Source organism: Pedobacter jamesrossensis (assembly GCF_042650905.1).
GTDB classification, from domain to species: domain Bacteria; phylum Bacteroidota; class Bacteroidia; order Sphingobacteriales; family Sphingobacteriaceae; genus Pedobacter; species Pedobacter jamesrossensis.
Genome location: NZ_JBHSBY010000030.1, coordinates 15,141 through 38,878, shown reverse-complemented (window position 1 = coordinate 38,878; position 23,738 = coordinate 15,141). Strand labels below are relative to the sequence as shown.

General features: G+C 36.6%; 16 protein-coding genes and 1 tRNA gene. 12 read left to right on the top strand and 5 right to left on the bottom strand.

The window, feature by feature from the left end; genetic code table 11:
• Positions 1 to 232: 232 nt before the first annotated feature.
• Positions 233 to 2,068, bottom strand: coding sequence for an outer membrane protein assembly factor BamB family protein (locus ACFOUY_RS04840; protein ID WP_378959338.1), 1,836 nt, complete (start codon positions 2,066 to 2,068; stop codon positions 233 to 235).
• 360 nt (positions 2,069 to 2,428) lie between these two features.
• Here ACFOUY_RS04840 and ACFOUY_RS04835 point away from each other — a divergent pair, with 360 nt between their 5' ends.
• The gene (locus tag ACFOUY_RS04835; RefSeq protein ID WP_378959337.1) at positions 2,429 to 2,788 is read left to right on the top strand and encodes a hypothetical protein; all 360 of its coding nucleotides are present in this window, start codon (positions 2,429 to 2,431) and stop codon (positions 2,786 to 2,788) included.
• Positions 2,789 to 2,840: 52 nt separating this feature from the next.
• Here the strand turns inward: ACFOUY_RS04835 and ACFOUY_RS04830 are convergent, their stop codons facing one another.
• Positions 2,841 to 3,443 (bottom strand): porin family protein, encoded by a 603-nt coding sequence (locus ACFOUY_RS04830; protein ID WP_378959335.1) that lies wholly within the window; start codon positions 3,441 to 3,443, stop codon positions 2,841 to 2,843.
• A 170-nt stretch (positions 3,444 to 3,613) separates the two neighbouring features.
• Between ACFOUY_RS04830 and ACFOUY_RS04825 the strand changes: the two genes are divergently transcribed.
• From ACFOUY_RS04825 to ACFOUY_RS04805, 5 genes are all read left to right on the top strand, one after another.
• Positions 3,614 to 3,829, top strand: coding sequence for a hypothetical protein (locus ACFOUY_RS04825; protein WP_378959334.1), 216 nt, complete (start codon positions 3,614 to 3,616; stop codon positions 3,827 to 3,829).
• A gap of 174 nt (positions 3,830 to 4,003) precedes the next feature.
• A complete protein-coding gene (locus ACFOUY_RS04820; protein ID WP_378959333.1) occupies positions 4,004 to 5,695 on the top strand; it encodes a S41 family peptidase in 1,692 nt (563 codons plus the stop codon).
• 22 nt (positions 5,696 to 5,717) lie between these two features.
• Entirely contained in the window at positions 5,718 to 7,046 is a 1,329-nt protein-coding gene (locus ACFOUY_RS04815) for an alpha-L-fucosidase (protein WP_378959332.1), read from the top strand.
• Between the two features lie 96 nt (positions 7,047 to 7,142).
• Complete coding sequence (locus ACFOUY_RS04810) at positions 7,143 to 9,389, top strand: GH92 family glycosyl hydrolase (protein WP_378959331.1); 2,247 nt, start codon at positions 7,143 to 7,145, stop codon at positions 9,387 to 9,389.
• A gap of 47 nt (positions 9,390 to 9,436) precedes the next feature.
• Positions 9,437 to 12,043 carry a glycoside hydrolase family 2 protein gene (locus ACFOUY_RS04805; RefSeq protein ID WP_378959330.1) on the top strand — a complete coding sequence of 869 codons (2,607 nt, stop codon included), beginning with the start codon at positions 9,437 to 9,439 and terminating at the stop codon, positions 12,041 to 12,043.
• A gap of 346 nt (positions 12,044 to 12,389) precedes the next feature.
• Here the strand turns inward: ACFOUY_RS04805 and ACFOUY_RS04800 are convergent, their stop codons facing one another.
• The 3 genes from ACFOUY_RS04800 to ACFOUY_RS04790 all read right to left on the bottom strand — a co-directional run bounded on the left by ACFOUY_RS04800 (position 12,390) and on the right by ACFOUY_RS04790 (position 16,138).
• Positions 12,390 to 12,716: a 2Fe-2S iron-sulfur cluster-binding protein gene (locus ACFOUY_RS04800; protein ID WP_378959329.1), complete on the bottom strand. Its 327-nt coding sequence runs from the start codon at positions 12,714 to 12,716 to the stop codon at positions 12,390 to 12,392.
• A 44-nt stretch (positions 12,717 to 12,760) separates the two neighbouring features.
• Positions 12,761 to 13,771, bottom strand: a complete 1,011-nt coding sequence (locus ACFOUY_RS04795; protein ID WP_378959328.1) for an NAD(P)/FAD-dependent oxidoreductase — start codon at positions 13,769 to 13,771, stop codon at positions 12,761 to 12,763.
• 240 nt (positions 13,772 to 14,011) lie between these two features.
• Complete coding sequence (locus ACFOUY_RS04790) at positions 14,012 to 16,138, bottom strand: prolyl oligopeptidase family serine peptidase (protein ID WP_378959327.1); 2,127 nt, start codon at positions 16,136 to 16,138, stop codon at positions 14,012 to 14,014.
• 144 nt (positions 16,139 to 16,282) lie between these two features.
• On the opposite strand from ACFOUY_RS04790, the gene ACFOUY_RS04785 reads away from it, so the two are divergent.
• The 6 genes from ACFOUY_RS04785 to ACFOUY_RS04760 all read left to right on the top strand — a co-directional run bounded on the left by ACFOUY_RS04785 (position 16,283) and on the right by ACFOUY_RS04760 (position 23,730).
• Positions 16,283 to 17,026, top strand: a complete 744-nt coding sequence (locus tag ACFOUY_RS04785; protein ID WP_378959326.1) for a UDP-2,3-diacylglucosamine diphosphatase — start codon at positions 16,283 to 16,285, stop codon at positions 17,024 to 17,026.
• A 229-nt stretch (positions 17,027 to 17,255) separates the two neighbouring features.
• Positions 17,256 to 18,329, top strand: coding sequence for a peptide chain release factor 1 (gene prfA / locus ACFOUY_RS04780; RefSeq protein WP_378959325.1), 1,074 nt, complete (start codon positions 17,256 to 17,258; stop codon positions 18,327 to 18,329).
• Between the two features lie 106 nt (positions 18,330 to 18,435).
• Positions 18,436 to 18,509: transfer RNA gene (locus ACFOUY_RS04775), tRNA-Asp, on the top strand.
• 211 nt (positions 18,510 to 18,720) lie between these two features.
• Positions 18,721 to 19,278: an RNA polymerase sigma factor gene (locus tag ACFOUY_RS04770; protein ID WP_378959324.1), complete on the top strand. Its 558-nt coding sequence runs from the start codon at positions 18,721 to 18,723 to the stop codon at positions 19,276 to 19,278.
• A 68-nt stretch (positions 19,279 to 19,346) separates the two neighbouring features.
• Entirely contained in the window at positions 19,347 to 20,291 is a 945-nt protein-coding gene (locus tag ACFOUY_RS04765; RefSeq protein WP_378959323.1) for a FecR family protein, read from the top strand.
• 205 nt (positions 20,292 to 20,496) lie between these two features.
• Entirely contained in the window at positions 20,497 to 23,730 is a 3,234-nt protein-coding gene (locus ACFOUY_RS04760; RefSeq protein WP_378959322.1) for a SusC/RagA family TonB-linked outer membrane protein, read from the top strand.
• The last annotated feature ends 8 nt before the right edge of the window (positions 23,731 to 23,738 follow it).

Here is a 23,738-nt window from a genome sequence, read left to right as displayed (position 1 = left end):
ACGCCGCGACTACCTAAATGCTAACTGGCAGACATTACGGGCTGATATCTTATAACAAGTAATTACTGGCCAAGTGCTGGTCGAAAGTTAGTCCAGTGCCGCAAAGGGCGCCAGGCAATGCATACTTTGCAAAGATGAACTACATTGGGTTTGTTAGTTACTACTATTGGAAAACTGAAAACCAAAAGAATTTATTCTAACAAACTGGCTACTCGATTGCAGATTATAGCAGTTATTTAAAGGATTTCAACCAGACTACCTTTCCATCCATTGTACTAACGATTACGTTTTTGCCATCAACAACATTAACAGTATTAATCATCGAATTATCTATTTTGTGAGCCCAAGTTGTCGATTGCTTCTTTGGATCTATTGCGTAAACTACACCATTTTTGGTTCCAAAGAAAACAGTACCATCTTTTTCTATTAACATTGATGGAACATGTTCATAGCCGAAACCAACATTGTATCTCCAAAGTATTCCAGGGTTTTTAGATTGAGCTTTGTAAGCTACAATTTCATCCTGCATCGTTTTACCATAAACTATGGTACTGTCAGTAGATAAGCCAATTGATTCTCTTACGGTGGCTTCATTATTTCTCCAAAGGGTCTGCCCATTATTTGCGTCTATAGCTGTTAAATACCTATCTGGAGCGGCAATATAAACGATACCATTAAAGGCAACAGGGGTTACCATTGCAGGCGAAAACATTCTATTAGCCTGACCATTGTTCCATTTCCATAAAAGATTGCCGGTATTAATATCAAGCGAATACAAATACCTTCCCCAAGATCCAAAAATTAATTTTCCTTGATAAATAAGAGGTTTGCCAACTATAGAACCCTCTACGTTATTGAAAGCCCATACTTCTCGACCTGTTTTTATATTTAAAGCTCTGAAAGTATTGTCACTTCCTCCAATAAATACATTTTTGCCGCTAATAACTGGAGAACCAAGTACAGCATTTTTGGTTTCTTTTTTCCAAACTTTCTTTCCTGTTTTGGCATTGAGGCAATAAATAGTTCCATCGCCAGAGCCAAAAATCACTAAATTGTTAATAGCTACTGGAGATGAATAAATAGCTCCACCAGTATTAAAAGTCCAAACTTTTTTTCCTGTTTTTTTATTCAAGGCTTCTACTAAACCCAGGCTATTGCCAAAAATCACATTGTTAGCCGAATAGGTTGGAGTATTTACCACATTTGCATTTGAATGATATGTCCATAATTCTTTTGTGTCCCCGTATTTATTATTGATAGCAAAGTCTGGTCTGCTATACGTTTTCATATTATCTGAAAATCTTCCAAGTGCTATTTTTCTCCAAACTGGAGCTATAGCTTGCTTAGGTTTTTTGGTTTGAAAAAAGACACTATCTGTGGTCATACTTACAATATTATAACCCCCAATACTATCTTTAGCTCTCAAGTTAGAACGCCCCATCGTTGCTTCAATTCCTTCAAAGTTAAGCGCATGGTTATTATGCCCGTGACCACAAATGGCATATTGAACATTGTATTTTTTTAATTTATCAGTCGCTTCATACCAATTATCTAGGCTGTTATCCAAGGGATAATGATTTGCAAATATTATTGGCATATTCTTGGGAGTAGCTTTTAAAACGCTATCTAGCCAAACCGTGGCATCTCTGGGAATATGCCCATCACTCATTCTTACGTATGGACCAGAAGCACAACCGATAAATCGATATCCATTGTGGTCGAATGTAAACTTGTCATTTCCAAATTCTTCAGTAAATCTAACTCCTCCAGATTCAGACCAACCTGTATCGTGATTACCTGGGATTATGTAATAGGTTATGTTCAATCCTGATAGAATTTCTTTAGCTAATTTTAATTCATTGTTAGTTCCCATCTCCGTAATATCACCTGTAACAATGACAAAATCGATGTCTTTCAGCTCATTGATATCCGCAACAGTTCTTCTAAGATCTTCTTCGCCTGTTGATGAGCCCACATGTGTATCAGTTACAAACGCGTATTTAAAACTCTGTGCGTTTAAACTTTTGAAAGAGAGTATAAAAAGAAAAATAAGGAGATAGTTTTTCATTAAAATTTAATTATGTATGATATAAAGATCGTCTTTTTAAGGAGCTGTTTCAATCTGTAATGTCAATTTTACACACCTTATAATCTCTTTAAAAATATTTTTTGTTTACGTGCATAAGTTGATAAACAACCAGGAGCCAAGTCTGAAATGACTTAGCTCCTCTTTTTACAATAATCAATAGTAAAGTTAGTGTAAAGTAGAAGTATTAGCCATTCGTTTGGAAACAATAATTATCTTTTAGTTTTATCATCTAACAACATTGGCTACAATAAAATTGTAACGTGTATTTTACTGATAAGCTATGTTTAATACGTTGTTTGTGAGTATATTAGGATATAAATCTATCAAAAATTGGAAATCATGAATTTGAAAAAACTATCTCGAATTTGTTTAGCTTTTGCAGTGTTATCTCTAAGCACAAGTGCTTTCGCAATGACGCCTTTAGAAAATCAAACCCACAAAAATGTGTTAGCATTAGTAGATGATGCAACTTACAATGTTTCTTACGATTCATTTGTATTAGGCGCTTTACCGCTTTGGATCAGCAGGTCCTTTGATGATGGACCAAAGCACTTATTATTGCGTATTCAATTTGAAGGGTCGCCAACCATTTATGAAATGGTTGATTTTGTGGAGGGAACAGAATTACAAATTACCTACAATCAATATGCAGGTCCAGGATTTGTTGAGGTTAGTATTGAATCCATTACGCCGTTTTAATGATTGATGCCTTTGCAACTTGCAAAGGCATTAATGCTTTTTGAAGGGGGAATTACAAAATCTTAAAACCTAAACTTAATTGAAATAGGTTTGGTGTTTGTTTATATTTTTCGCTTTTACTAATATTCGTTAAGCCAGCTTCGTAACGTAAATCAACAGAAATGCTGCCTACATCTACACCTGCACCAGCCTGGATGCCAAAAGCCTGATTTTTATAATTATCGAAATCTGTAGCCTGTTGATAAGCGGAACTGAATGTAGAACTGTCATCCAGAATAAGAGATAAAACAGGTCCCGCCATAACACGAACGTTTAAATTTTTACTTCCGAATTTAGTTCCCAATAATACAGGAATATCCAGAGTTGTAAATTTAACTTTCCCTTCGGCAGCAATTTCCGTATTGCTGTTATTTGTAAAGCTGATAAATTTATTTCCTTTACTGCCAATGTAAGCTTCGGGCTGTACATAAAAACTAGCTCCGCCGATACGAGCCCAGGCACCAACCTGATAGCCTAAACGATTTTCTTCGCTTGCAAAATCGGCATTAATTTTTGCCAGGTTTACGCCCGCTTTAATGCCAAGATTAAAGGTTTGGGCTTGAGATGCCGCCCAACTTAGGGTTAGGAAAACAATAGAAAGGATGATTTTTTTCATTTCTTTTAAGTTTAAATTTGTGAGTTTTTATTCTTTTAGTGTTTATAACGCACATTTTGCACAATTATCATGCTAAAGTAAATTGCTTTTCATCTTTTTTATAAAATTGCTGTGAAAAGCTATACATCGGCAATAAATATTTTTTACTTTTGCATCAAATCAATTTAGAGATGGCAAATTTTCAACTAACAAAAGATAACGCAGAAAAAGTTAAAATTAAGTTTTTTAGAAAATACCGTGATCTTGTTACTGAACCATTAGAGTTTGTGCCGGGTGGAGAAGATAAATTGGTTGAAGATATTATGCGCTTGGTAAAACGTGATCGCACTTACGTTGAATTTACCCTTCAAAAAGCATTGGCCGATACTAAAGGCAACAGACTTTAATCTCCTTTACTTCCTGGTTTAAAATTCTAATCGAAAAACTAACGATTATGTTTTTGCCATATACAAGCTGTTTTTAATCTTTATCTCTTTTTGTACATTTACTCTTTATCGTTACCTAGTCAAAATTTGATAGTTGATGATGTATCGGTTGATTTTTTATAAGGAATAAGGGAAATGAAGAAATTTAAATTTGTAATTGTTGCAGCTGTATTCAGTATCGCTGCTCTGTCTTTTTCTTTTAAGGAGGATTTATTTCTGGTTTCTAAAAACCTCGATATTTTCGCATCCCTGTACAAGGAAATCAACATCAACTATGTCGATGAAACCAGTGCGCCAGAACTAATGAGAACGGGAATTGATGCCATGCTTGAAAGCCTTGATCCGTACACAGAATATGTTCCCGAATCTGAAATTGAAGATTACAAACTTAAGTACGTAAGCACCCAATATGGCGGTATAGGTGCTGGAACGGTTTTAATAGACGGAAAATTATTTGTTAGTGAAATAAGTGAAGGTTATCCTGCAAATAAAGCAGAGGTTAAGGCGGGCGATCAGGTTGTTAAAATTAACAGTATCGAAATTAAAGGAAAAGATAGGGCACAGATAAGTCAGCTTCTGCGTGGGCCAAAAGGTACATCTGTAGATTTAGTAATTATCCGCGATGGAAAAGAGATTGCAAAAAAGCTAACCCGAGAAGAAATTAAGCAGCCAAATGTTTCCTACTCAGGCATGGTTGGAGATGGTGTAGGGTACATCAAGTTAGATAAGTTTTTAGAAAATTCTGGTCAGGAAGTTAAAGATGCTTTAGTTAGTATCAATAAAGAAAATCCAAAGGGAATTGTATTGGATTTGAGAAATAATGGTGGCGGTATTTTGCAGGAAGCGGTTAAAATTGTAAATCTTTTTGTAGAAAGAGACCAGTTGGTTGTTACTCAAAAAGGTAAAAATATAGAGAAAACAATTGCATATAAAACACAGATTCCACCAATTTCACCAACAGTACCATTAGTGGTTTTGGTTAATGGTAATTCTGCATCTGCTTCAGAAATTGTGGCAGGTTCCTTACAGGATTTAGATAGAGCTATCGTTATCGGTCAGCGTAGTTATGGAAAAGGTTTGGTGCAACAAACCTTTAACTTACCCTATAATAGCCTGGTTAAGGTAACAGTGGCTAAATACTATACTCCATCGGGGAGGTGTATTCAGAAATTAGATTATGCCCATAAAAATGCCGATGGTATTGCAGAGCGTTTTGCTGATTCGACAATAACGATGTTCCAAACCAAAGCTGGCAGAAGTGTATACAGTGGTAATGGTGTTTATCCAGATGTTGTTGTAGAGGCACAGAAATTAAGCCCAATCACAATTACGATGCTTAACAAAAGCATGTTTTTTAATTATGCTAATTTGTATAAAAAGGAAAAACCAACTTTGGCATCAGCAAAAACGTTTCAGATAACCGATGCCGATTATAATGCCTTTTCGGCATCATTGGCTGATAAAGATTTAAGCTATCAAAGCAGAACGGAGCGATTATTAACAGAACTAAGGTATGAGGCGGATAAAGAAAATAAAACAGCAGAAGTTAAGGCCGATTTAGAAAACTTGAAAAATAAACTCATAGCTGCCAAGAAAGCAGACTTAGCCAATCATAAAGCTGAAATTAAAAAGGTGCTCGAAACTCAAATTATAAGTCGCTACTTTTATGAGAAAGGAAGAATAGAGCAAAGTTTTCAATATGATAAAGAGTTAGCTGCAGCTAAAACACTTTTTAGCAATCAAACACAGATGATGGCCATATTAAAAGGAGATGGAACTTATAAAGTGATAGGTAAGCCAGTTAAAGAAGCCTCAGTTGTAGATTAATAAAAGTTTTAAACTTTATCACATGAAAAATCTAATAATCGCCCTTGTTTTTTTATCGCTGGGTTTTAGTTTAAAGGCTCAAAATTATATTCCATCCGCTTCAAATTTGAAACAAAGGGAATGGTTTTCTGATGCCCGTTTTGGCTTGTTTATTCATTGGGGGCCATTTAGTATTCCTGGGAGTGGTGAATGGGTTATGAACGATCGTAAACTCACCGTACATAACTATACTAACTTACAAGATTTTTTTAATCCCATCGATTTTAATGCTGCGGCTTATGTAAGCATGGCAAAAAATGCAGGTATGAAATACATAACGCTAATTACAAGGCATCACGATGGTTTTAGTATGTGGGATACCAAGTATTCTGATTTTAATATTATGAATACACCTTACCAAAAAGATATTGTAAAAATGATGGCAGACGAATGCCATAAACAAGGTATTCAGCTTTATCTATATTATTCTTTGCTCGATTGGCGTAGGGAGGATTATCCACACGAAACGGGTAGAACAGGCCAATATTCCGGGCGTAAGGGAAATGGTGATTATGCAAGCTATTTACAGTTTATGAAAAATCAACTAACCGAGCTTTTAACAAATTATGGCAAGATTGGTGGCGTTTGGTTTGATGGACATTGGGATCAGACTCAGCCAGAAGGATCTGCAGATCGTTCATCGAGAATAGATTGGAAGTATGATGAAATTTACAGCTTAATTCATAAGTTGCAACCACAATGTATGATTGGTAACAACCATCACTTAACACCCTTTGCAGGCGAAGATTTTCAGATGTTTGAAAGAGATTTACCTGGAGAAAATACCTCAGGCTTAAGTCTTCAGCAGGCATCGGATAAATTGCCTCTTGAAACTTGCGAAACCATTTCAAACTCTTGGGGATATAATTTAAGTGATACCAGCTACAAAACCAAAACACAACTGATAAAAATGTTGGTTAAGGCATCGAGTTTAGGCGCTAATTTGCTGTTAAATATAGGGCCAATGCCAAGTGGCAAGGTACAACCTGAGTTTCAGGATCGACTTGCCGCGGTGGGCGAGTGGTTAAATATTTATGGCGAAAGTATTTATAGTACCAAAGCTGGTTTTATAAAACCTCAGCCTTGGGGGAGCATAACCCAAAAAGAAAATAAAGTTTATGTTCATGTTTTAGATCCTAAAAACTCTTCAATTCTTGTCGATAAAACACCCTTTAAAAAAATTACAAAAGCCTATTTATTAAAGGATAAGAAACCAGTTAAGTTTCTCAGCAAAAATGGCCATACAGAAATTTACACAGGGTTCTCTACTGAAGAGATAGATAACGTTGTAGTTCTAGAAATATTGAATTAAATCCATTTATTTTCAATCATAATATTAAAAATAGTAAAACACGTAAAACGTTTTACTTATTATTGCCAATATTTTTGTAAAAAATCAAAGTTAGTAATGCAGTTCAAAAAATTAAATCTTCTTTTTTTAGTGGTTTTTGGCGTAAACACTTTTGCGCAACAAAAACCTAACCTTACACAATTTGTAGATCCTTTAATTGGCTCAGCTAACCACGGGCATGTGTTTGTAGGAGCTAATGTTCCTTTCGGTGCTGTTCAACTTGGTCCAAATAATATTATGGAAGGCTGGGATTGGTGTAGTGGCTACAATTATGTAAGTAATACCATAACCGGATTTGCCCATACTCATTTAAGTGGGACTGGTATTGGCGATTTAGGTGATATTTCCATCATGCCAGCTACTGGAAAACTAATTCTAGAAAAAGGTAAAACTGCAGATGGTGAGGGTTATCTTTCTAAATTCTCTCATCAAAACGAAACGGCAAAAGCTGGATACTACAGTGTTTTGTTAGATAAATATGCTATTAAAGCAGAATTAACTGCTACAGAACGTGTAGGTTTTCATCAATATACCTTTAAAAAAGACGTTAAAAATCCACACATTATTATCGATTTAATTGAAGGAATCGGTTGGGATCAACCAATGGAATCTTCACTTAAACAGATTGATGCAACCACAATCGTAGGGCATAGAAACTCGAAAGGATGGGCTAACGACCAACGTTTATTCTTTGTAATTAAGCTATCTCAGCCAATTAAAAATCTGATTTTATATGATAGTACTGCAGTTAAATCTGGAAAAGATTTAAAAGGTGGAAAGCTTAAAGCAGGGGTTGAATTTGCTTCAATTAACAATGAAAAGTTACAGATAAAAGTGGCCTTGTCTCCTGTTAGTATAGAGAATGCATTGCTAAACTTAAAAACAGAATTACCTGGTTGGGATTTTGCTTCAACGGTTAAAAAGGCAGATTCGAAATGGAATGTAGAGCTCTCAAAAGTTAAAATTGATGCCTCGGCAACAACAAAAAAGATTTTTTATACAGCATTATACCATACAATGGTTGCGCCATCTTTATATAACGATGTTAATAAAGACTATTTAGGAACGGATAAAAAGGTTTACAGAAAAGCGGCTTTTAATAACCTAACCACTTTCTCTCTTTGGGATACCTACAGGGCAGCAAATCCGCTCTTTACAATCATTCATCAAGATAAAATAAGCGATGTAGTTAACACAATGCTTGCTATTTATAAACAACAGGGAAAACTTCCGGTTTGGCATTTAATGGGTAGCGAAACAAATACTATGGTTGGTTACCATGCGGTTCCTGTTATTGTAGATGCATATTTAAAAGGTTATCGTGGTTTTGATGTAAACTTGGCTTACGAGGCTGTTAAACAATCAGCTATGCAGAAAACCAATGGCATTGAGTATATACAGCAATTAAAATATATCCCATCAGATAAAGTAGAAGAATCAGTTGCAAAAGCCTTAGAGTATGCAATCGATGATTACTGTATTGCTATGATGGCAAAGGCTTTAAATAAAACCGAAGATTATAAATATTTCAGTAACAGAGCACAATTATATAAAGATTATTTTGATAAAGATACCCAGTTCATGCGTGGAAAAATGAGCGATGGGAAATGGCGTACACCTTTTAGCCCTGTAGCGGCCAAACACCGTGGAGATGATTATACCGAGGGTAATGCATGGCAATATACCTGGTTGGTACCTCAAGATGTTGAGGGTTTGATAAAATTATTTGGAGGCGATAAACCTTTTGTACATAAGTTAGATTCTTTATTTATTGTGCCATCTGGATTAGACCAGGCAAGCTCACCGGATATTTCTGGTTTAATTGGCAATTATGCGCAAGGAAATGAACCAGGTCATCATATCCCCTATTTATATGCTTACGCTGGTCAGCCTTGGAAAACCGCCGATTTAATTAGAAAAATTGATAACGAATTTTATACAGCAAAGCCCGATGGATTGTGTGGCAATGAAGATGTAGGACAAATGAGCGCCTGGTACGTTTTCTCTTCACTCGGTTTTTATCCGGTAAATCCGGCTAATGGGGCTTATGTTTTTGGTACACCTTTGGTAAAAGATGCAACCGTAGAACTTGGAAACAACAAGAAGTTTATTATTAAGGTCATTGATAATAGTGCCGAAAATAAATATATCCAAAAAATAGTGTTGAATGGAAAGCCGTATACCAAATCTTTCCTTTTGCATAAAACAATTATGGCTGGCGGAAATATCCAGGTTTTTATGGGAAGCAAACCATCCGAAACGTGGGGAGTTAAAGCAGAAGATAGACCGGTTTCTACCAAATAATAATAGATAACGAGTAATTCTTCATTATAAACCTTATCAACAAATAAATGAAAAAAATAGGCATTATTATTTTTGGTCTACTATCTGTTTTTCTGGCCAAAGCGCAGCAACGCTACGAATTAAATTCGGGCTGGCTTTGCGCCAACGTAAAAGAGGTGAGTGCTAACGGACTTCAGATTTCAGAGAAAGGATTTTCAATAAGTAGCTGGATGAATGCCACTGTTCCTGGAACGGTGCTGACTACGTTGCTAAATAATAAAAAAGTTCCCGATCCTTTTTATGGGATGAATAATGAGAAAATTGCCGATATCTATAAAACCGGAAACGACCATTATACCTATTGGTTTGTAAAAGATTTCGATGAAAAAGCCATTGGCAATGAGCAAGTTTGGTTGCAGTTTAGAGGGATTAATTATAAAGCCGATATCTTTTTAAACGGGAAAAAGGTTAATCAAAACGTTGTCGAAGGCATGCATTTACGTTCGCAATTTAACATAACAAAATTGCTGGCCACAAATGGTAAAAATCGCTTAGCAGTAATTGTACATCCGCCAGATGTTGTTGGAAACCCTAACGGTGGCCAAGGTGGCGATGGAACTATTGCACGCGGTTTAACTACCCAATATACAGCAGGCTGGGATTGGATTCAACCCACTCGAGATAGAAATACAGGAATTTGGGATAAGGTAACTATTGAGAAAACTCAAAGTATTAATATTTTAAATCCTCATGTAATTACACTCGTTCCAGGCAAGCGCCTGGCCGAAGGCCCACAAAAAAATGCTGTCGTTAAAGTTTCTGTTGAGGTAGAAAACCCAGGCCTGAAACCTATTTCTGGTGTTTTGCAATATGAATTGGCCGGCCAAGTAATTAAAAAGCCGATAAGTATTAAGCCAAGTGAAAAAAGTGAAATCAATTTTCCAGATTTTGCTTTACAAAATCCTAAACTTTGGTGGCCAAATGGTTATGGTGCACAATATCTTTACGACTTAAAAATTCAATTTATCAGCAATGCTAAAATCTTAGATCAAGAAAGCTTAAAGGTTGGTGTTAGGCAAATCGATAATATTTGGAACGAGCATACAAAAAGTATGGGTGCTTATGTAAACGGACAAAAGATTTTTATTAAAGGTGGAAACTGGATCATTTCTGATGCGATGCTTCGTTTTACCGATGCCCGTTACGATGCTGAAGTTCGATATCATAAGGATATGAATCTAAATTTAATAAGGATTTGGGGTGGTGCAATTTTAGAACGACCTGAATTTTACAATGCCTGCGATAAATACGGCCTGTTGGTTTTTCAGGATTTTTGGTTTAGTGGCGATTGTAACGGACGTTGGGTAGATCCATTGAAAAAAGATGACCAGTGGACGAGAAGGAAATATCCAGATAATCATCCATTGGTTTTAACGGCTATCGAAGACCAGATTAAAATGATTCGCAATCATGCATCTTTAGCCTTTTGGTGCGGAGGAAACGAAATTACGCCGCCTGAAGATATTTTGCAACCATTAAAAAACGATATTTTACCACGGTTAGATGGAACGCGAATATTGTTCGATTTCTCTAACAGTGATGAAATGTCTTACAATACAATTGGTGGCAATGGCGATGGCCCTTATGGCATTCAAAACCCAGTAAGTTTTTGGGCCACCAAAACCTACCCTTACAACTCAGAAGTAGGCTCGGTTGGTGTCGGCGATTATGAATCTTTAGAAAGATTTATTCCTAAAGAAAATATGCTGGCACCTCAATTTAAAGAGAAACCAGATTCGGTTTGGGATTATCACAAATACATTGGTTACGATGAACACATAAATCCTTACGGAAAGGCAAAAGATGCAAAAGACTTTGCAATGAAGGCACAGTTGGTAAACTATGATCAATATCGTGCTTTAATGGAGGGTTTTTCTAATAAAATGTGGGATTGGTACACGGGCTCTATTATTTGGAAAACACAAAACCCTTGGACAGCAATGCGTGGCCAGATGTACGATTATTACCTGGACCCGAACGCTTGCCTATATGGTTTGAGAAAAGGAAGTGAACCATTGCATGTAATGATGAACCCGATTGATAGCATGGTTACTGTCGTAAATAATGGATTTACCACTCGTGATAATTTATTAGTACAGGCGAAAGCTTATGATATGGAAGGAAAAGAATATTTCTATTCTCAGGTTTTCAATTCAATAGGTCCGTCATCAGTTAGAAGATACTTCCCTTTAAATGATTTTTTAACTAAACTGGATAAAAAGGAAGGAGTTTTTATATCGCTTAAAATTTTGAATGAAGCTAAAAATACATTGAGCGAAAACTTGTATTGGCTTCCGGGGAAAGATGGCAAATACACGGGCTTACAAAAAATAAAACCTGTAACGCCAACCATTCTGGCTAGCGAAAAGAAAAAAGGTGCGGTAATAGTTACCTTAAGTAATGATAAAGATAATCCTGTTGCATTTTTTAACAGAATAGCATTAATTGATGCTGTTTCTGGTCAGCGAATTTTGCCAGCTTTTTATTCTGATAATTACATCAGTATTTTACCCGGCGAAAGTAAAACAATTTCGGTTGAATATACAGGCAACCAAAAAACCGCAATAGAAGTTTACGGCTGGAATGTAGAGCGAAAACGTGTTGAAGTTCGTTAACTTTTTTTGAAAATGAATGGTTCTGTTTTCATGGCGAACTGTAGTCCCGCTAATGCTACAAGTTCTCGCTCGTTCCTCGCTTAGGCTTTTCGCTTATATCGGGTTTAAAGCTGAAGGGCGTGTTTCCGAGCTGGGCTTATCATGGTTTTTTTGAAGCTTGTGGTAACTATTTATTACTTGCAGTGGCAGCCCGATTGCAGTGAAAAGCCACCGCTTTTTCTGCGGTGCTAATAACAAAAGGTGGAACTAACATTAAAAGATACTACTGAAATTGCCTTTAGAATAAAAAAAAATAGGGAAAAAAAAGGCGATAATCTAATATCGCCTTTTATGTTTTAAAGCTTCTTTAGCTCACTCCGTGGAGTTTTACTTTTAGTCCGTCCATGTCATTGCTTAACTGCAACTGACATGCTAAACGAGAGTTTGGTAACAAATCTGGCAAGGTATCTAACATAGCATATTCATCATCAGTCATCTCTTTAAGCTTTTCTTCACCTTCTAAAACATCTACGCAACAAGTTGCACATAATGCCATTCCGCCGCAAGTAGCTAAAATATCATATTCAGATGCTTTTAAAAACTCCATCAAACTCAAGCCCATGTCTGTCGGCGCTTCGTGAGGTGTCACAGAACCATCCGGTTCTTGCATATATATCGTAATGTTGTTCTCCATTTTTCTGCTCGCTACTTATATTATTAGCAAAGATAAGTAATTGCTTAAAATTCAGAAACTCCGTTTACTGTAGTATATTTCATAGTGTACTTAACACCAGGATTCATGTAAGAGTATGCACTATGGCTCATTAAAGCAGCCTCATGGAAACCACAAAGAATTAACTTTAACTTGTTGGTATAAGTGTTTATATCGCCAATAGCATATATTCCAGGGATGTTTGTTGAATAATCATCAACATTAACCTCTATAGCACTTTTGCTAATATTTAAATTCCAATCTTCAATCGGACCTAATTTAGGACTTAAACCAAATAAAGGAATCAAATGGTCAGCCTCAACAAAAGATTTTTCCATCGTGCGGTTCTGAACAATTTCTACTTTTTCAAGTTTGTCGCCACCATGCACCGCATGAAGATTGCTATTTAATACCAGATTAATTTTTCCACTTTCGGCTAAGGCCATTACTTTAGAAACCGAATCTGGTGCGCCACGGAAACTTTCGCTTCTGTGAACTAAAGTTAATTCAGAGCAAACTTCTGCTAAGTAAATTGTCCAATCTAATGCAGAGTCACCACCGCCAGCAATAACCATTTTCTGTCCGCGGTATTTCTCCGGGTCAAGAATCATATAGTTTACGCCCTTGCCATTTTCAAAATTTTCTAGATTTTCTACAGCAGGCTTACGAGGCTCAAAGCAACCTAAACCACCAGCAATAACGACAACTTTGGCTTCGATAATTGTACCCATGTTTGTAGTTAGAACAAAATCTGCTTCACCACGCTTTTCTAAGCCTTCAATACGTTCGCCTAACGTAAACGTTGGGTGAAATGGCTTAGCTTGCTCCATTAAATTATCGATAAGCTCCTGAGCTAAAACAGAAGGATAGCCCGGAATATCGTATATCGGTTTTTTAGGGTAAATTTCAGAAAGCTGACCACCAACCTGAGGGAGATAATCAATTAAATGGCAACGCATTTTTAATAAACCGGCTTCAAAAATGGCAAATAAACCAACCGGACCAGCGCCTATTACGGCTATATCAGTAGAGATCATTCAAAAAAAATTTACACAAAGTTACAAAATAAACTTTTATGAATATCTCTATTTAGAAATATTCTAGATAATTCTGTAAGCTTATTATATTCAGTATTTTATATGCTTTTATATAATTAAAAACAAAAGTTAGCCTTATTTATCGCTTTAAAGCAAATTATAATTAGTCTATAGGTTTTATGGATTATTGCTTTTAATTAAATTTATGCCAAACCTATTTCAGAATTTGACATTAATATTTTACCAATTCATCTCTAAATTCTGGAAAACAAAACTCCATATATCCGTCGATTCTTCTATAAGCTTTTTAGTAGGTTTGCCCGCACCATGTCCTGCTTTTTTCTCAATTCTAATTAACATTGGGTTTTCTCCTTTATATTTTTCCTGCAAAGTTGCTGCAAACTTAAATGAATGTGCGGGTACAACTCTGTCATCATGGTCCGCTGTCGTTATCAGCGTTGCTGGATAATTTACACCTGCTTTAATATTATGTAAGGGAGAATATTTAATTAGGTAATCGAAATCTGCTTTTTTATCACTTGTGCCGTATTCCACAGCCCAGCCCCATCCTACGGTAAATTTATGGTAACGCAACATATCTAAAACGCCAACGGCTGGTAGCGCTACTTTAAAAAGTTCAGGTCGTTGGGTCATACAAGCGCCAACCAAAAGACCCCCGTTTGAACCTCCTGAAATGGCTATTTTAGCTGGATTAGTGTATTTTTCCTTTATCAGATATTCTGCAGCACCTATAAAATCATCGAAAACATTTTGTTTCTTTTCAAGCATTCCTGCTTTATGCCAGGCTTCTCCATATTCACTTCCACCACGTAAGCTTGGCTGAACGTAAATACCTCCATGCTCTAAAAACAGCATTCTCGATAAACTAAAAGCAGGCGTTAAAGAAATTTGAAAACCACCATAAGCATATAGAAATACCGGGTTGTTTCCATCAAGTTTTATTCCTTTTTTATGAACGATAAACATCGGAACTTTTGTTCCATCTTTAGAAGAATAAAAGACCTGCTTCGTTTCAAAATTTTTTGTGCTAAATTTTAGTGCTGATTTTTTATAGAGCATAGACTCTCCTTGTTCTATATTATAGCGATAAATTGTGCCAGGTGTAGTAAAGTTTGTAAACGAATAAAAAAATTCCTTGTCATCTTTATAACCGCCAAAACCACTAAGCGTGCCAATATCGGGCAGCTTAACTTCTTTTATTTTCTTTCCAGTTACATCAAACTGAATAAGGTTAGTGCTAGCATCTTTCAGATAAGAAGCCCACAGAAAGCCGCCACCAGAACTTGCGCCTTCTAAAGCCAGCATCGATTCGGGGATAATTTTCTGCCAGTTTTTAGGATCTGAATTTTTTGGGTCTACCAAAACAACTTGTTTGTTTGGTGCATTTAAATCGGTATTAAGCAAAATTTTGCCCTCGATATTATTAATTACGCTATGGTTATTTTCAAAGCCTTTAACCAGTAAAGAAATTTTACTGTCAACTTCTGTTAAATCCTGATAAAACAAAGCGTTGCCTGAAGTTCCGGCGCTTGCGTATAAAATCAGGAAACGTTCGTCTTCAGTTACATCGGCCCCGAAATACAGGTTAGGATTTGTTTTATCTTCAAAAATTAATTTATCTGCAGTTTGTGCCTCGCCCAGCTTATGAAAATAAACTTTCTGAAATTGGTTAGCTGCCGAAAGTTCCATTCCCTTTACAGGTTCATCGTATCGGCTGTAATAAAAGCCATCACCTTTCCAGGCTGCACCAGAAAATTTTGTCCACCTTAGTTCATCGGCTAGTTTAGTTTTGCTAGCCACTTCCATAACGTAAATATTGCTCCAGTCAGAACCAGATTGCGCTATAGAATAGGCAATGTATTTTTTATCTTTAGAAAAGCCAAGTAATGAAACCGATGCTGTTCCATCATTAGAAAGTTTATTGGGGTCTAAAAAAAGTTCTTCTTTACCCTCTAAACCTTTTTTTACAAACCAAACGCTTTGGTTTTGAAGGCCGTCATTTTTAGTAAAGAAATAATATTCACCAGCTTTAAATGGAGCACTTTCCTTTGGGTAGTTCCAGATTTCAGTTAAACGGTTTTTAATATCTTCCCGATATGGGATTTGCTCAAGATATTGCTGCGTAACTTTATTTTCTGCGTCAACCCATTCTTTGGTTTCTGCAGATGTATCGTTTTCAAGCCAACGGTAAGGATCTGTAATGGTTGTGCCGAAATAATTATCGGTTGTCGAATCTTTTTTACTTTCAGGGTAGTTCATTAATGTAATTTTTTCTGCAGGTTTTTTGCCTTGTTTACAGGCAAATAAACTTAACGCAAATAAGCTTAATATGATTTGCTTTTTCATTTTTTAAATGATTTATTTACTAATGTATGTTATCCTTCGCCATAATTGCACAGATTTTAGGATTACACTTTAGTGCTTGTTCCTTGTGCTATCAACTTTAGTCTTTCAGCTTTCCGCTTTTTTAAATTACCTTTGAGTTTGTACATGAGTAAGAATATTTATTTCGCTTCCGATTTTCATTTAGGTGCGCCGAATTATGCGGAAAGTCGTGCCCGTGAAAAGCGCATTTTAAGCTGGCTGAATTTTATAGAACCAAATTGCGCCGAATTATTTTTAATGGGCGATATTTTCGATTTCTGGTTCGAATATGAAAAGGTAATTCCGAAGGGCTTCATTCGTTTACAAGGAAAATTAGCTCAAATGGCCGATTCTGGAATAAAAATCTATTTCTTTAAAGGCAACCATGATATGTGGGTTCGCGATTATTTTACTGAAGAAATTGGTATGGAAATCATTTCGGATGAACTGATTATCGAGCGTTCTAATAAGAAGTTTTATCTGCATCATGGCGATGGTTTAGGTCCGGGAGACCGGAAATATAAGTTTTTACGTAAAATTTTTAGAAGTAAGCTTTGCCAATGGTTGTTTGCCAGGCTGCATCCTAACTTGGGTATTAGTGTAGCCAATGCATGGAGCGGTAACAGCAAGAAAAGAGCTGGCGCTGATGAAGTCTTTTTTGGCGATGATTACGAATGGTTAGCCGTATATTCAAAAGAGATTCTGCAAAAAGAGCATTTCGATTATTTTATTTACGGGCATAGGCATTTGCCACTCGATTTAGATCTAGGTAATGGCAGTCGTTATGTTAATACTGGCGAATGGCTTAGTTATAACTCTTATGCCGTTTTCGATGGTGTAGATTTGAAACTCGAATATTTTAAAGATTAGTTCCGCTTTTATTTCAATCAGCTTCTACTGCTATTTAGCAAATTCTTACAAAAAAGTATTTACTTCAATATTTGTGGGACTGTGGCAGCCTACTAACCGTTCATTTTCAAAACCTTTAAAATATGTCGTAAATTCTTCCTAAAAACTAATTCAGCTTTTTTCCTTATTTTTGCACTCTTTATCATTTGAGCAGGTTTCAAAAGGTAGATAATTTCAATACGAATATACTATGTTAGAAAAATTAGAGGCTATAAAGCTGCGTTGGGAAGATGTTGAGGAGCAATTGAGTAATCCTGATGTGATTCAGGATATGAAAAGGTTTGCAGCTTTAAATAAAGAATATAAAGATTTAGGCAAAATTGTAGATGAATACAAAATCTACAAAAATGTAATGAGTAATATTGAGGCCAACAAGGAAATTTTGGCTGCTGAAAAAGACGCTGAAATGCGTGAGATGGCTAAAGAAGAGCTGGATTTGTTGTTAAAGCAACAAGAAGAAATGGAGAGCAATATCCGCTTAATGTTGATTCCTAAAGATCCAGAGGATGCTAAAAATGCTGTATTCGAAATTCGTGGAGGAACCGGTGGAGATGAGGCTGCATTATTTGCAGGCGATTTATACCGTATGTATACTCGTTATTTTGAAACCAAAGGCTGGAAAGTTGAAACAGTTGATGTAACAGAAGGTACTGCGGGCGGTTATAAAGAGGTTATTTTGAAAGTTAGCGGCGATGATGTTTATGGTCAGTTAAAGTACGAAAGTGGCGTACATCGCGTACAACGTGTTCCTGACACCGAAACTCAGGGTCGTGTGCATACATCAGCTGCTTCTGTTGCGGTTTTACCAGAAGCAGAAGAAATAGATTTGTACATAAACCCTGCAGATATAGAATTGCAAACCTCGCGTTCTGGTGGTGCTGGAGGACAGAATGTAAACAAGGTTGAAACAAAAGTTCAGCTTACGCACAAACCTTCGGGAATTGTTGTTGTATGCCAGCAGGAACGGTCACAATTGGGTAATCGTGTTATTGCAATGGAGATGCTGCGTAGCAAGTTGTATGACATCGAATTACAAAAGAAAAATGGCGATATCGCAGCTAAACGTAAAACAATGGTATCAACCGGAGATCGTTCGGCTAAGATTAGAACTTATAATTATCCGCAAGGAAGAGTAACTGAACACCGCATCGGATTGACGATGTATAACCTTCCAACAATCATGGATGGAGAGATTCAGGAAATAATTGACGCACTACAGTTCGCTGAGAATGCAGAGAAGATGCAAGAAGGTGCTGTGAATTAGTGTGTTATAATTATTTTAAAAAAAAGTTTGCAAATAAGGATATTGTCTCTATATTTGCATCCTCGAAAGGGGAAAGAGGTTTAAACTTTTAAAAAGTAAACAAAACGGAGTGGTAGTTCAGCTGGTTAGAATGCCTGCCTGTCACGCAGGAGGTCGCGGGTTCGAGTCCCGTCCATTCCGCAACAAAAGCCTTAACTTGAAAAAGTTGAGGCTTTTTTGCTTTTTGTGGAGTTCTAAAAAAGCATCATCTTGGGGATCGATTAGCCGTATTCGATTAGACTTTATTGCTGCGAACCTGAAAAGCAGTCATCTCTAAAAACTTTAGCCTTTAAGATTTATTAATATTAAAGGAACATGGGTGAAGTAGTTTTGCTTAATCAAAAAAACAGCATTGAGCGAATTACTAATTGCATCTTTAAAACGTGATGATAGCCTTGCAATGGAGCAAATATTCGGCATCTATTGGGAAAAGGTATTTGATGCTGCGTTTAAAAAAGTTTGTAATGAGGATGTTGCTCAAGACATTACCCAGGAAATATTCATTTCGTTGTGGGAGAATCGGAAAAGTTTAGAATTAACGGGAAATCTCTCTGGATATTTGCATGGCGCTGTAAAATACAAGGTGATTAACTATTTCAGATCCAATGCTATTAAAGAAGGTCATCAGGCAGAATTTGCAGTTTTAATGAATCAGCAGCGTGTAAGCACAGCCGACGAAATTTTAATTCTACGAGATACTTCCAAAGAGGTTGAAAATGCGTTGCAAAGTTTACCAGAACGTATGCGGCTAATAATTTCGATGAGCCGAAAACAAGATAAATCGATAAAAGAAATTGCCGCTGAACTAAACATTTCTGCACAAACGGTTAAAAACCAAATTACTGCGGCAACGAAATTACTCCGTAAAAACCTCTCCTATGTGCTGTTTATAGCCTTTTTTATCCGTTAACAGAAAGTTAACAAATACGTAACATCTTTCATTAGTACCATTTTCATTTTGAAACGACATGTATTCAAATGACGGAAGAAGAAGCAAAACAGCTGCTGCAAAAATATTTGGATGGAAAGGCAAGTAATGCCGAAGTTAAACAAGTTGAGGATTGGTATACTCAATTGGATGTCCCTAACCAGGAAGTTTCCGATGAACGAAAACTCTTAATCCGAGCGGAGATTTTAGGAAACGTTAGATTTGCTATAGCTAAAAAAGTGATTAAAAAATCTTTTTCAGCTACTTATTGGTTCAAGATAGCAGCTGCGGTTACTATAGTGGGCTTTATATGTTTTGGATTGTGGAAGCAAAAAGATCAGTACAAAACGGCTTCAACTCAAACTATTGTATTTACAAAAGCAGGCGAGCGGAAAAACATAACCCTTAATGATGGCTCGGAGGTTACACTAGAACCCTTAGCTAAACTAACTTACCCAGGCAAATTCGATAAAAACTCCCGTAAAATTAAGCTTTTGGCTGGCGAAGCCTTTTTCTCTATAGCCCATGACGAGCAAAGGCCTTTCCACGTCGAGCTTCCTTCAAATTTAAATGTTAAGGTTTTAGGAACTTCATTTAGAATCCGTGCCGATATCGCAAAAAATGAAATAGAAGTTGCTGTTGCTACAGGTAGAGTTGCGGTAAGCAACAATGGTAAACTCATTAGTAAGCTAGTCAAGGATGAAGTTCTTCAATACAGTAAAACTACAGGGCAATCTTCAATTCATATAAACAAGCTCATCACTCCAGTTAAAATAGAATTTAATGGCTCTACCCTTGATCAGGTAATTAAGCGGATCGAATATGTGTACAGTATTAAAATTTCGCTTTCAGATAAATCGCTCTCTAGCTTGAAGAGTACAGCAACCTTTAATAGTGCTCAGCAGCCTAATGAAATTCTTGACATTATTTGCAGTCTGCACCACTTAAAATTCAGTTCAGATAAAAATCGTAAAACATTTAAAATATATAAATAATGAGCAGCTAAGTCATTCAAAGAACCTGTCCGCGTGAATTTTTAAAGGACAAATCACAACAATTTACTAATTATTACAAGCAATCAAACAAATGAAAACAACCTCGTCCAAGAGGACTCTATCTCCTTATCGAATCATGAAATATTCGTGTTTAACATTTTCAATTATCTGCATATTCTGCAGTTCCCTTCTCGCATCGTCTGGCATGGCCCAACGATTGGCGAAAAGCAAGGTTAGCATTAAAATAAGTAAGGGTACCAAACTTAGTGATATTGTTCGCGAAATCGAAGGCATTTCAGGTCTTAATTTCGTTTACAATCCTGATCTTCTTCAAGAAAAAAACATTTATGTAAGTGGAGAATTTAAGAGGGAACCCGTTCGCTCTTTATTAGATAAATTGGGCCTCAGTGTTGTAGAAAAGGACGATTATGTAATATTAAATAATGCAACCTTTAACAAGCCCGACAGGATTGTAACCGGTACGGTTAAAGATTCTACAGGTTTGGCGTTGCCTGGTGTATCTGTTAAGGTAATTGGTACGCAAACAGGAACAATCACTGATGCTAATGGTGCATTCAGAATTAAAGTTGGCGCACAAACGGTGCTTTCTTTTTCGATGATTGGTTATCGTACAAAAGAAATTGCAGTTAATGATAACCAGATAATCAATATTGTACTAAGCGAGGAAAGAGCCATGTTGGCTGAAGTAATTGTGGTTGGTTATGGCACGCAGAAAAAGGAAACTTTAACGGGAGCAGTAAGTTTAGTTTCACTTGATAAATTATCATCAAGATCGGTGAATAGTGTGGGCGAAGTTTTGGCAGGAAAATCTCCTGGTGCAATTGTTACCAATGAAGGCGGCGACCCTACGTCTACCCCACGAATCAACATTAGAGGTGCAGGCGGTATAAATGGCGAAAGCGTTCTTTATGTAATCGATGGTTCTATTTTCTTAGGCACGCCACAGCTAAATCCTAACGATATTGAATCTATCTCGGTATTAAAAGATGCTGCGGCAGCAATTTATGGCGCTCGTGCCTCGGGTGGTGTAATTTTAATTACAACCAAAAAAGGAAAAAAAGGAAAAATGCAAATTACTTTCGATGGTAAGATAGGTCAGCAATCTGTCTGGAAAAAGTTGGAGGCACTTAACGCAGTACAGCGTGCTCAGGTTGCGGCAACTGCCGCGAAAAATGGCGGAACAACGATTTTACCTGCTTTTGATCTAACTAAATATCCTGATGGGCAGGTTACCCGAACCAATTGGATGGACGAAGTTTTTAGAGATGGAATGTTGCAGGATTACAATGCTGCCGTAAATGGAGGAAGTGAGAAATCGAACTTTTACTTAAGTTTTAACTACCGTGATGCAGAAGGCATTGTTCTGAATACTAAAACCAAGCGGTATAATTTCAGAATTAATTCTGAGCACGAGCTTACTCCATGGTTAAAGGTTGGCGAAAATTTATCGTACAGCAGCACAAACGGAAATGGTGCAAATACAAGTAGCGATTACACTGGAGCACTTTTATCCGCAATTTATTATCCAACAAATGGTACGCCTTATGACGCTAATGGAAGTTTTGCGGGCTTGCCTGGAGGTCAGTATGCTGGCGATTACGGAGATATTGTTAACCCTGTTGCCGAATTACAACGTATTGATATTAATAACCCCTTAAATGTTTTAGTTGTTAATCCTTATGCAACCCTTCAATTGGCTAAAGGTTTAACCTTTAAATCTAATTTAAGCATTACCAAGTCAAACTCACAGTTCAAAAGTTTCACACCGAAAAGACCAGAAGTCGGCAAGCCTGTATTAAGTAATAGTTTGGTTCAACGGTCGGATGCTTCGAACGATATTTTGGCCGAGCAAGTAGTTAACTATCATACCAATTTTGGTGCTCACCAACTCGATTTTACTGGTGGTTATACGTATCAAAAAACAACGAGTAATGGTCTTTACGCATCAGGATCGGGTTTTGATGATGAATCTCATCAATACAGGTATTTAACTAATGCCACAATCATACAGCCATCATCAAGTTATTACGATGCAAAGGCAATTTCTTCTGTTTTCTTAAGAGCCAACTATAATTACAAGGAAAAATATCTTTTATCCTTAATTGGCAGACGAGATGGTTCTTCAATGTTATCAAAGGAAAACAGATTTAGAAATTATGGTTCAATTTCTGCAGGCTGGGCGATTAATAAAGAAGAATTCTTAAAATCGGCAAACTGGTTAAATGAATTAAAGTTAAGAGGAAGTTACGGCATACTTGGTAATCTGGGTAGTCTATCCACATCGGCTGTAAATCCGTTACTTGGTGCAACACAAAGTTACTTTGGGCAAACCCCCACTTTACAAAATGGTTACGTACAAACTATATTGGCAAATAAAAATCTTACCTGGGCAGAAAGCAAGCAAACCAATATCGGTTTAGATGTTACGGTACTTGATCGATTGAGTTTAGTTGCCGATTATTTCATCAAGGAAACGGATAAGATGATTTTAACCCGATCGTTGCCAGGTACGGCGGGATTAAATACCCAAACCATTAATGCGGGTATTGTGAAGGATAAAGGTATAGAGTTGGGGTTAACTTATAACAGTGCAAAAAATACGGCTTTTACTTACTCTGTAAATGCAACACTTACCAAGTTAAACAATAAGGTTCAGGAATTGGCGCCAGGTTTAACAAATATAGCCGTTGGAACGAATTTCAGAAACGAATTAGCGCCATTAGCAATCACAGTTGGGCAGCCTTTATACAGCTATTATGTTTTAAAAACAGATGGTATTTTCCAAAGTCAGGCTGAAGCAGATAATTATAAAAATGCAAACGGACAAAAAATTCAACCAAATGCAAAAGCTGGTGATTTTAAATTTATTGACTTAGACGGAAGTGGTTCGATTGATGGCAAAGACCGCTATTTTGCAGGCAGTGCTTATCCGGATTTTTCTTATGGCTTAAGTTTTAATGCAAGCTATAAAAACTTCGATTTCAATATTTTTGCGCAAGGTGTTCAAGGTAATAAACTTTTCAATGCTGTTAAAAGAACTACTTATAGTGCAAGTGGCCCATCTTACAACAAGTTGGTTGGTATTTTAGATGCCTGGTCGCCAGAAAATCCTAACGGAAAAGTGCCGATTATTTCAACAAGCGATAATAATGGAAACTTTAATGCATCCGATTTCTACATTGAAGATGGTTCTTACCTGCGTATTCGTAACGTAACCTTAGGTTATAGCTTACCAAAATCTCTTACAGGAAAACTTAAAACTGGCGCTATTAGAGTTTATGCAACTGCAAACAACTTATTTACCATTACTAATTACTCAGGTTTCGATCCAGAAATAGGCATGGATAATAACGGTCTTGATGTTGGTCGTTACCCACAGGCAAGAAGCTTCATACTTGGCCTAAGTGTTAATCTTTAAATCTATAA